Origin of the sequence: Clostridium sp. UBA2485, from assembly GCF_002341865.1 — a bacterium.
In the GTDB taxonomy this organism is placed as follows: Bacteria; Bacillota; Clostridia; order Clostridiales; family Clostridiaceae; genus Clostridium_J.
The window spans coordinates 1059-12550 of the sequence record NZ_DDOV01000033.1 but is presented as its reverse complement, the minus strand read 5'-3'; the positions used below and the strand labels follow the sequence as shown (position 1 = coordinate 12550).

The following is an 11492-nucleotide window of genomic DNA, read 5'->3' as shown; positions in this document are numbered from 1 at the left end:
TAACAAAATTAAAAAATATGTAGATTTACTATTAAATCCATAATATACTATAAGTATACATTTATGATGTATTATTACCAATGAAGAGCATACAAATTAGAATATACTTATTACTTAACAAACCTTTCAATACACATCAGACAGACTTTCCTAAAAATATATATACATAAGATTTATAGTCAATAATTTAATAAGCTTAAGAGTCAATGGTGAAATACCACAGATGATGTCACATAGAATAAAGAAAATAAAATGTTAGGGGGATTATAATCTATGAACAAAAACAAAGTTGATGAGAAAAGTGTAGACGAAGCTATAAGAAGTGCTGAAGGTAGTCTAAAATTTGATGGACAAACTTTGAATGAAGAAGAAAGGACGATGATAAAAGAACATTTAATGGGTAATTGTTCTGATAAAGAATTTATAGAAAAAGTTAAAGAATATTCTAAGCAATTTAATACAGAAAATAATAAATGATGAGTAATAAAAAAGACTTAAAATAGTAAAAGAGATAAATTTAGAAGTAAATCAAGGGGGATAATATACTTATGGAAGCTTTATACAAAGAAGATTATCAATCTTCTTATTATTATGAGGGTACTAATGTCTTAAAAAATAAATTAGATATAAAAAACAAAGAAAGTTTAGATATTATAGATAAAATTATTTCAACAGATAGAATATCCAAGTTAAAAGAAAATCCTATAAAAGGTAAATTTGATGTTAACCATCTTATGAAAATTCATAAATTTATTTTTGGCGATGTTTATCCCTTTGCAGGAAAGTTTAGAAATGAAGAGATGAATTTAGATGGCGGATTTGCACCGACCAAGCATTTAGGGGAAGCTACACATGAGTTACTTAATAGTCTAAATAAAGAAAGATGCCTAAAAGGGTTAGATGTAGACAAGATGTCTGAAAGATTAGCTCATTATATGTCTGAATTAAATTTTGCACATCCTTTCATGGAGGGTAATGGAAAAACACAAAGAGAATTTATAAGGACATTAGCGATAAAAAATGGATATAAATTAGAGTGGGATAAAGTAGACAGTGATAAACTTTTAGATGCAACTATAACAGCAACAAGAGAGTATGACACAGATAAATTATCACAACTTATAAAAGATTGCATAGTAAATAAAGAACCTAATAAAGATATTTCCAAAATACTTAATAAAGAAATAGAATATGAAAGATAGCTTGCAAACAAATATAAAATCATATATTGAAAAGACTACTTTATTTTTTAAATATAAAGCTTATATTGAGTAAAAATAATATAGGACAAGCGATTATCTTTTATTATAAATTTAAAAATAAAAATTAGTAGCTTTTGCTTTTTATTTTGTAATGATTATATTAAAACAAAGGCTACTAGTTGTTTTAAATATCATTCTAGAATCTCTTACAAGTCGATAAAGTAGGTGAATTTTAATTATGAACTTTATGTTGAAGAAAGCTATAAGCTTCTTTTAATATTTCTTTTTGATTATTATAGGTTAATAAGTTAAGCATGTTTTCGAAGTTCTCCCATTTATATTCATGAATTTCTTTATAATTAATAATTGCTGTTTCTTCTGATAATTCTGCTAAAAAGAATATTACTTCTTTTTTAATATTTTCATTTATGTTATAGTCTATTTCCATCCTAAATCCATCATGAATATTAATATTTATACCTGCCTCTTCAAGAACCTCTCTTTTTGCAGTTTCCTTTTCAGTTTCTTCAAATTCTACATGTCCTTTCGCAAATCCCCAACGATTAGAAAGCTTACTCTTAACCGCTAGAAATTCTAAATTTTCATCTGTCTTTCTATATACTACTGCACCGCATGATTTTTCAAATTTCATAACATATCCTCCTTGTTAAGTAAATCTATATTTGAAATATTAAAAGTATATTCTGTTTTTATAGATATATTTCCTTTAATAAATAAAAAATATTACTAATTTATTATCTTAGTAATTAACAGCTATATAAGTGCGATAAAATTAAAAGCAAAGAACTTATAATTTTTTTAATTTCTTACTATTTTGTAATCTATAATTAATTTATTTGTAAGATTAAAAAGGTATAATATTAAAAGGACATATTATTTTTGAATTTAATATTTTAAAATATTTTAATTTATTGTATAAATATATGGTTTATATTTGCACATAATTATCTTTTGAGATTTTACTTTAAACCTGTTAAAATTAGTTTTTTTATAAATTTGAGAGTGATTTAGCTAAAAAATTATAAACTTTTTATAAATAAGTTTAATTTTTTTTACTTTATAACTTACAATATTTATAATAAATATAAACTTATTCTATAAAATGGTGGTTTTTAGTGAAAAATACAAAATTTTTTCTGCAAATTTAAGTCTATTATATTTAAAGAGAAAAATTAGGTATTTTAAAAAAAAATTAGTAAAAAGGGAGGTGTTTTTATTATGAATATAGAAAAAGCTAATAGACTTTTAAAAAAAATGAAGAAATGGAGAAAAGTAGGAAAGTAGACGGTGAGGTTTAATTTTGGGGAAAATAATTGAATTAAAAAATGTAAGAAAACTCTACAGGATGGGTGATGAAAAAATTGTAGCTCTTGATAATATAGATTTAGAAATATATCAAGGGGAAGTAGTATGTCTTTTAGGGACCTCAGGGTCTGGTAAAAGTACCTTACTGAATATGATGGCTGGCTTAGAAAAGCCTTCTAGGGGAGAAATAATCATAAAAAATAAGAATATTGAAAAGATGAGTGAAAATCAGTTAGCAGCTTTTAGACAAAAATATATAGGATTTGTGTTTCAATCTTATAATTTATTACCAACTCTTTCTGCACTAGAAAATGTTACTTTACCTTTAATATTTAGAAACATTTCAACTTCAAAACGAAATGAAAGAGCTAAGAAAATGTTAGAAGCTGTAGGGCTGGAAAAGAGGCTAAATCATAAACCATCTCAAATGAGTGGAGGACAACAGCAAAGGGTTAGTATAGCAAGAGCTTTTGTAGGAAATCCTAATATAGTTTTTGCAGACGAGCCTACTGGGAACCTTGATACTAAGACCACTCTAGAAATAATGGAATTAATAACTAAAATGGCTAAAGAGCAAAATCAAACACTAATAATAGTAACTCATGACATTGAAATTTCTTGTTATGCAGATAGGGTCATACATATACGAGATGGAAATGTAGACAAGATAGAAATAAACAAAGACAATACGGGGGATAAAGGAGAAGAATAAAAATGAAAAAAATTATAGGGTTATTACTGGGGATAGTAATGATATTAACTAGTATACCTTTTGAGGTAATGGCAAAACCAGCTGATGAGGATACTGGATATAAAGAAGGAATAAGAGTTAGTAAATATATAGTAAATGATGGAAGTAAAAGTAGTATATATGAAAATACTAAATTTAAGATTCAAATTTTTCTTGAAGGAGATAAAGAGATAAGCAAAGTTAGTGTAGCAATTGATAAGGGGTCACCATTTGCACCAGTTAGCACAGGATCAAAACAAGATGCAATAGATCTAGATGTAAATCCAAAAACTGACAAACGTGAATGGAAAACAGAAAAATTAGATCTGAAATATAATGGAGACAGTAATACAAGTTTACCTCTTACAATTACGTATTTTCAAGGAGGGAAACAAATAACTACCACAGATTTTATTTCAATAGAACAGGCTGTACCTAAAAGTACAGAGATAGAAAAAGAAGAAAAACCTGTAGATACAACAAAATATGTACCAAGACTTAATTTAGTAAATAAGAGTATTCCTACTATTGATGCAGGGCATAGTGAAACAATTACTTTTACTATAAAAAATACCGGTGGATATACTGCAGAAAATATAGTGGTAACTCCTGAATTTGGAGATGGAAGCACTCCATTAACCCTAGAGGATACAAGTGCTACTAGAGTTATAAAAAAGATTTCTTCAGATAAATCTGAAAACATAAGTTTTAAGTTAACTGCAAATTCAGATGCAGCTGAGAAAAGTTATCCTATTAAATTAAATTATAGTTTTACCAATGCTTATGATAATCCATTTACTCATTCTGAAACTGTATATGTAAAAGTAGTAAATAAAAATACTCCTACTACATTAGTAGTTGATAGAGTAGTGACTAATCCAGCTACTATTACTGCAGGGCAGAAGTTTAAAGCTAGTTTTACTATTAAAAATAAAGGAAGTCTTCAAGCTAGAGATGTTAAATATAGTCTTGATGGATTTGCAGAAAGTGGTTTTTCTATAGTAGGGGGTTCTAATAATAAGCATAGTGAGGTACTAGCTGGATATGATCAAACTGTTATAGAATATGATCTTCAAGCATCAAAAAATATTAAAAATGGAAGTCATGCACTAGAGCTTAAAACTAGTTACAAAGATGCTCAAAATCAAAAGTATGAGGAAAGCCATAAAGTTTTTATAACTGTAGGGGGATCCACTGCAACATTATCCGATTTATCTATACAAAATATCAATTACCCTAGAGAGGGAGTTAGACCAAATCAAGACGTGCGAATTACCTTTGATCTTAGAAATCAGAGCAAAGCAAAGGTATCTAATGTAAAGGTTACACTAGATAGTGGAGATCCTGCAATGGTACCTAAAACTGCAAATGTAAAAAAGATAGATAACCTAGAGCCAGGAAAAGTAGCTAAATTAGATTTTACTTTCTTTGCTACTTCAGAAGCCACTACTAAAAATTATCCAATAAGCATTAATGTAGAGTTTGATAATCAAGCAGCTGCAGAAGGTGAAGAAGGTAAAAGCAATAAAATAACTCAATATGTAGGAATATTAGTTAATGGAGCAGATTCAAATAAGTTAACTCCTAGATTAATAATAGATAAGTATAGTTTTGAACCTAATATAGTAAGAGCGGGAGAAAAATTTGATGTAAATCTTTCTTTCTTTAATACAAATGCAAATAAGGCTATAAGTAATGTTAAGATTTTCCTTACTGTTGATGAAAAGACAGAACAAAGTGGAAATGTATTTACTCCAGTTGATAGTAGTAATACATTTTATATAGAATCAATTCCACCTAAAGGAACCATAGAGAAAAAACTTAAGTTCTTTACTGTTCCTGATGCAAAGGCAAAGACTTATACTATAACTGCTAATTTTGAATATCAAGATGAAACAGGAAAAGATATTACTGCAACAGAACTTATAGGTGTACCTGTAGTACAACAGGCAAAACTTCAAATTGGTAATATGGATATTCCAACAGAAGGTTATGTAGGAATGCCTATACCAGTAAGTGCGCAATTTTTCAATATGGGCAAAGTACCTCTATATAATATGATGATAAAACTTGAAGGAGACTTTACTTCCGAAAATGGAAATTATTATTTAGGTAATTTTGAAATTGGTACTACAGAAAACTATGATGGAGTTATTATTCCAAATAAGACAGGACCTTTAAAAGGGAAGTTAATATTTTCTTATGACAATACTGCAGGTGAACATGTAGAAGAGGTAAAAGAAATTAATATAAATGTCTTAGAAGGAGCCCCAATGGATCCTAATATGCCAGAGGAAATTCCAGAAGAAAATAAAAAGGGAATAGGTGGTATACTTCTTTGGTCTATTAGCACAATAGTAGTTGCTGGAGCTGGATTCTTTATTTGGAAGAAAAGAAAGAAAAAGAAAGGTGAAACCTTAGATGAGTAGTTTAGATATCGTCAAAATGGGGCTTAAAAATTTATGGCGAAGAAAACTTAGAACATTTCTTACTATACTAGGAGTAATTATAGGGACAAGTTCTATTATCACAATGCTATCTTTAGGTTTTGGAATGAGTGAGAGTTTTAAAAATAATATAAGTCAAATGGGTAGTCTTAATACTATTACTATTATGGAGGATTTTGGTATGGGTGGCCCCGATGGTAAGCCATTACCAAATAAGAAAAAGGTTTATCTAAATGATGAAGCTATAGCAAATCTATCGGAGATTAAAGATGTAGAACTAGCTACAGGAGTAATGAATTTACAAATGAAGTTATCTAAAGGTAGATACACTTCTTATATAACTTTAAGAGGTATGGATTCTAAAGCAATGGAGGCATTTGACTTTAATATTGAGGAAGGAAGAATTCTTAAGGTTGGAGATAATAATCAATGTGTTTGGGGTGCAGAAGTAAAAAACTACTTTTACGATGAAAAAAGTTCAGGATTTGGAATGCCGCCGGAGATAAATCCTTTAAAAGATCGTATAACTATGGATTTTCAGATTTTTTCTCCAGATGGAAAGCCTAAAAAAATGGCAAAGCCCATAAAAGTTAACACTGTAGGAGTACTTAAGAAAAGTGATTATGAAAAAGATAGTTATATATTTACCAGCTTAGAGTATATTAAAAAGCTTCAAAAGGAACAAGAAAAATTAGATACTAGTAATAAAAATAAGCCTAAGAATAAAAATAAGTATCAGCAAATTTTAGTTAAGGTTAATGATATAAATAAAGTAGCTGATATTCAAAATCAAATTAAAGATATGGGGTATAATGCGTATAGTCTTAATGACTTTCTTGAATCTGTAAAGAGTACTACAAATATAATGCAAGCTATATTAGGGGGGATAGGTGCGGTATCCTTATTAGTAGCAGCTATTGGAATAGCTAACACAATGATAATGTCAATATATGAAAGAACCAGAGAGATAGGTGTAATGAAGGTTATAGGAGCCCAATTAAAAGATATAAGAAGAATATTTTTATTAGAAGCAGCGATGATAGGATTATCCGGTGGAACCTTTGGTATAGGATTAAGCTATCTATTGTCCATGATAATAAATGTAATTGGAAGTAATTTGAATTTATTTGGTGAGATGGGAGATGGTGGTAAGCTTTCAATAATCCCAATATGGCTTGTAGCGTCAGCATTAGTTTTTAGTACTTTGGTAGGAATTATATCAGGATTTTATCCTGCAAGAAGAGCTATGAAGCTTAGCGCATTAGAAGCTATTAAAACAGAATAAAAAGAAATTCCATATGTTATAATGAAAAGTATAAAAATACTTAGGGAAAGGAGCTTGTCAAGACATAGGATATTACAACCATTAAAGTAATACCTATATTTTTATAAAGTTTTGACAACAACGGTTTTATTATGAAAGTAGAAAGACTTAATAAAGTTTTGAAGGAAATGGAAAAAAGGAATATACCTCAAATCATAGTATGTGATCCACCATCCATATTTTATTTAACAGGTAAGTGGATTAGTCCAGGTGAAAGGCTACTTGCTCTTTATTTAAACTTGGAAGGAAATCATAAATTATTCTTAAATGAATTATTTCCAGTTTATGAGGACTTAGGTATTGAAAAGATATGGTTTAATGATTCACAGGATGGTGTGGAGATAATTTCTAAATATGTTGATAACTCAAAGATAATAGGAATTGATAAAAATTGGCCATCAAGATTTTTGTTAAGACTTATGGAATTTACTGAAGGATGCAAGTTTGTTAATGGCTCTCCTGTCCTTGATACTGTAAGAATGTTCAAAGATGAAGAAGAAAAAGACTTAATGAGAGATGCGTCAAAAACAAATGATATGGCAATGGAAAAAATCATAGGCTTATTATCTAAAGAAAAATATAGTGAGAAGAAGATGGCTCAAATGCTTTTAGATATCTATGTAGATATGGGAGCAGAAGGTTATTCTTTTAGTCCTATAGTTGCTTATGGAGCTAATGGTGCGGATCCACATCATGAAGTAGATGGTTCTATGGTAAAAGAAGGAAATAGCATAATCATAGATATAGGATGCTTAAAGAATTCTTATTGCTCAGATATGACAAGAACAGTTTTTTATAAATCTGTATCTGATAAAGCAAAAGAGGTTTACAATATTGTTCTAGAAGCAAATAAAAAAGCTATAGAAACTGTTAAACCAGGGGTAAGATTTTGTGACATAGATGCAGCAGCGAGAAGCCATATAGAGAAAGCTGGTTATGGTAAATATTTCACCCATAGAACAGGCCATTCAATAGGAATAGAGGTTCATGACTTTGGTGATGTATCTTCAATAAATACGGATGTAGTAAAACCGGGAATGATATTTTCAATTGAGCCAGGTATATATTTAACAGGAGAATTCGGGGTAAGGATAGAAGACTTGGTATTAGTAACAGAGGACGGCTGTGAAGTTTTAAATAAATATGATAAAGAATTAAAAGTTATTGGATAAAAAGGTTATGGAGATAGGAATATCTCCATAACCTTTTTTCACAATTAGCCATGAAGTATTATTGTAAATTTAAGGTGTCTAATAAAGAATTATAATTAAAACTCCACCACTAAAGCCTTTAGAGTTTTCTAGAATAAGTTTTATTTTAAGAAGTTCACACTTAGTGGATTTCATCCTAAATTCGTATTCTTAATTATTAATCCTTAATTTTTAAAGATTTTAAGGTTTATATAAAATTAAATTACCATCTCATATCTAGTTTATCAGAATAAAATTGTATTGCTTTTTTATATTTCATTATATTCTTATCATTTGAAGTTTCAGCTAAAACTTTTAATAAAATTTCCATGGATTTTTCATACTCTTTTAAATTATACAATGTCATTGCATAAAATACTTTTATTGCATTATTTTTAGGGAATATATTTAATCCATATTCAAACACTTGCCTTGCTTTAACATATCTACCTAAAGCCCTATAATTATTTCCTAAATTTATTATTGCTTCCTGTAAATCTTCATTAGGTAGCCCTCCATATATTGCATTTTCGTAATAATGTATAGCATCTGCGTCTAAGCCTAAAGCCTCTAATCCACAAGCACAATGATAATTTATCATAGCATCTTCTGGATATTGATTTGCTAAATTAACCAATAATTCATTAGATTCTCTTAATTTACCACTATTTCTTAAGTTAATTGCTAAATCCAAATCTCTATTCATGTTAATCTCCTTTCTACGGTTTAATAATAAATACTTATTTTGATATATGTTTTTCACCTCTGAAGAATAGCTTATACAATTGAGAATTGAAAATGGACAATTGACAATTGTGGTTGAAATTAGTTTTATCAAACTAATTTCTTTAATTATTTTTTATAAGAAGTTGCTGATTTTCCACCTCAGGGGAACAGTAGTGAAGCCCTGAAAGGGTTCCCCTGAGGTTCAGTATAGTTTGGAACGACATCCATTGAATTTAATTAGAATAATGAAAGTATATAATATAACTAAAATATTGATTAATGTATTAAATATTTGACCATATCATACTGCACCCTCAGGGGTATATTTTAGAGTGTAGTTTTTACTATTAGTTTTATGTACATACTTTTGGTTTTCTACAACTTTTTAGATTTGTAATATACCCCAGGGGTGGATAAATATCCACAATCGTGAACTGTGACCTGTGAATTGTGCATTTTGAATTAAGTAAAATTGTGGATTATGAATTATACATTTTGAATTTATAAAACCTAATAAAGTATTTATAAATCCTACTTATATAATGTATATTAAAGTATTACAATAATATTTTAATTTGTAATAAATTTTTAAAATTTAAATATATTTTATTATAAAATTTACGTGAAATCTTAAAGATAGGTTTCATTTTAATCGAATAAAAAGGATTTCAATAAATTTTGTAGAAATTACCTTGTAAGTAAATTTTAATTGGGGGGATAAATATATGTTTCTAAAAGAATTAACAGAAGCTTTTGGTGTAAGTGGATATGAAAAAGAGATTAGAGGGGTTATAAAAGAAGAAATCAAAAAATATGGTGATGATATTATTACTGATCCATTGGGAAATTTAATTGTATTCAAAAAAGGATATGGGAAAAATAAGAAGAAAATAATGGCTTCTGCTCATATGGATGAAATCGGCTTCCAAGTAATGAAGATTGAGGATAAGGGTACTATAATAGTTAGATCTTTAGGTGGAATTCCTATAATACCTACTATAATGAGTAGAGTTAAGTTTAGAAATGGGACAATAGGAGTTATTGCTAACTCCTGTGAGATTGAAAATATTAAAAAAGATATAACAAAGCTATATATAGATATTGGTGCACAATCTAAAGAGGAAGCATCAAAATATATTAAAATTGGAGATGTAGCATCATATATAGGGGAGTTTGTAGAGCTTAAGAATGATAATGTATGTGCAAAAGCATTAGATAATAGAGTAGGCTGTTATATATTAGCGGAAGCTCTTAAAAAAATAGAAAAACCATATAATGATATATACTGTGTATTTTCTACTCAAGAAGAACTTGGCTTAAGAGGTGCTACTGTAGCAGCAAATAGGATAAATCCAGATATAGGTATAGCTTTAGATGGTACTATAGCTAATGATTATCCTAATAGTGATGCGGGAAGTAATGCTTTAGGTGCTGGAACTGCTGTAAAAATATCTGATGGCAGTGTAATTTGTGATGAATACTTAGTTGAAGAAATGATTAAGTGTTGTGTGGAAAATGATATAAAATATCAACGAGATGTTATCTATGCTGGAGGTACCGATGTAGGCGCTATAAATAGATCAAATTTTGGAGTAAGATGTACTGGTATATCTGCACCAATGAGATATGTACATGGACCAAATGCCTTTGTAAATATGAAGGATATAGAAGCATCTATTGAATTATTGGTTAAATATGTAAATAGGGAGTTTAACTTCGAAGAATAAAATAATATTAAAAAATTCTCTACAGGTTTTGAAACACCCTGTAGAGAATTTTTTAGTATTAAATATATTTATTAAACTTTTCATAAAATAAACATAATTTTTAATAATAAATATTTATAACTTATGATTAAGGTTTACAAGCGATTATTTCTTAATGTATGATAAAAGCATGAAATTAAAATATGGAGGAGAGTTATGGATAACTTAAAGAAAAAGGAAGTAAAAGCTAACTTTAAGCTAGAATTTAAAGATTATAAAGATTTTAATATTCATCATAGTAGAAAACATTTTTATGCAGCTGGTTTTTTATATTTTATTTTGTTTATAGGTACAATACTTTTTAAAGTACTTTCTAATGGTATGGATACTCAATTATTAAAGGAAATGTTTATTGTTATGATACCTACAGGGATTTTACTTATTAGTTTAATTTTATTAGCTTTTTATTTTCTAATTGTTTTTTATTCAAAAAAGGTTTTTAAAAGTGAAATGCTTTTACAGGAAGAACAAAATTATATTATAAATGATGATGGGATTTTATTAATTAGCAAATCAAGTAATAACAATATAGGTTGGAAAAATATTTTTAAAGTAACGGAATCAAAAAACAGTATGTTTATCTATTTAGGAGATATTAAATCTATGATAATTCCTAAAAGGGCTTTTAGCAGTAATGATGATATAGGTATTTTAAAAGACATAATCAAAAGAAATCTTACAGCAGAAAAAATAAAAATTAAGTAAATGAAAGGCTATGAAATGTTAAATAACAAATGTTTCATAGCCTTTTATTTACTTAATTGACAATTGACAATTATGG

The 11492-nt window shown here is 28.1% G+C and carries 10 protein-coding genes; 8 read left to right on the top strand and 2 right to left on the bottom strand.

Annotated elements, in window-relative coordinates:
* The first annotated feature begins 273 nt into the window (after positions 1-273).
* Both B3603_RS05095 and B3603_RS05090 read left to right on the top strand, forming a co-directional pair.
* Positions 274-477 (top strand): hypothetical protein, encoded by a 204-nt coding sequence (locus B3603_RS05095; protein WP_291561502.1) that lies wholly within the window; start codon positions 274-276, stop codon positions 475-477.
* A gap of 71 nt (positions 478-548) precedes the next feature.
* Positions 549-1202: a Fic/DOC family protein gene (locus B3603_RS05090; protein WP_291561500.1), complete on the top strand. Its 654-nt coding sequence runs from the start codon at positions 549-551 to the stop codon at positions 1200-1202.
* 232 nt (positions 1203-1434) lie between these two features.
* Here the strand turns inward: B3603_RS05090 and B3603_RS05085 are convergent, their stop codons facing one another.
* The gene (locus B3603_RS05085) at positions 1435-1854 is read right to left on the bottom strand and encodes a bis(5'-nucleosyl)-tetraphosphatase (RefSeq protein ID WP_291561498.1); all 420 of its coding nucleotides are present in this window, start codon (positions 1852-1854) and stop codon (positions 1435-1437) included.
* A gap of 669 nt (positions 1855-2523) precedes the next feature.
* On the opposite strand from B3603_RS05085, the gene B3603_RS05080 reads away from it, so the two are divergent.
* The 4 genes from B3603_RS05080 (at position 2524) to B3603_RS05065 (ending at position 8201) form a co-directional block, all read left to right on the top strand.
* On the top strand, positions 2524-3240 hold the full coding sequence (locus B3603_RS05080; RefSeq protein ID WP_291561497.1) for an ABC transporter ATP-binding protein: 717 nt from the start codon (positions 2524-2526) through the stop codon (positions 3238-3240).
* 2 nt (positions 3241-3242) lie between these two features.
* Positions 3243-5687: a COG1361 S-layer family protein gene (locus B3603_RS05075; protein ID WP_291561493.1), complete on the top strand. Its 2445-nt coding sequence runs from the start codon at positions 3243-3245 to the stop codon at positions 5685-5687.
* On the top strand, positions 5680-6990 hold the full coding sequence (locus tag B3603_RS05070; protein WP_291561491.1) for an ABC transporter permease: 1311 nt from the start codon (positions 5680-5682) through the stop codon (positions 6988-6990). Before B3603_RS05075 ends, B3603_RS05070 begins: the two co-directional genes overlap by 8 nt.
* 131 nt (positions 6991-7121) lie before the next feature.
* The gene (locus tag B3603_RS05065) at positions 7122-8201 is read left to right on the top strand and encodes a M24 family metallopeptidase (RefSeq protein WP_291561489.1); all 1080 of its coding nucleotides are present in this window, start codon (positions 7122-7124) and stop codon (positions 8199-8201) included.
* A gap of 241 nt (positions 8202-8442) precedes the next feature.
* On the opposite strand, the gene B3603_RS05060 is transcribed toward B3603_RS05065, so the two are convergent.
* Positions 8443-8925: a tetratricopeptide repeat protein gene (locus B3603_RS05060; RefSeq protein ID WP_291561487.1), complete on the bottom strand. Its 483-nt coding sequence runs from the start codon at positions 8923-8925 to the stop codon at positions 8443-8445.
* A gap of 745 nt (positions 8926-9670) precedes the next feature.
* Here B3603_RS05060 and B3603_RS05055 point away from each other — a divergent pair.
* Both B3603_RS05055 and B3603_RS05050 read left to right on the top strand, forming a co-directional pair.
* A complete protein-coding gene (locus B3603_RS05055) occupies positions 9671-10672 on the top strand; it encodes a M42 family metallopeptidase (protein ID WP_291561485.1) in 1002 nt (333 codons plus the stop codon).
* A 195-nt stretch (positions 10673-10867) separates the two neighbouring features.
* Positions 10868-11416: a YcxB family protein gene (locus B3603_RS05050; protein ID WP_291561483.1), complete on the top strand. Its 549-nt coding sequence runs from the start codon at positions 10868-10870 to the stop codon at positions 11414-11416.
* Positions 11417-11492 lie beyond the last annotated feature (76 nt).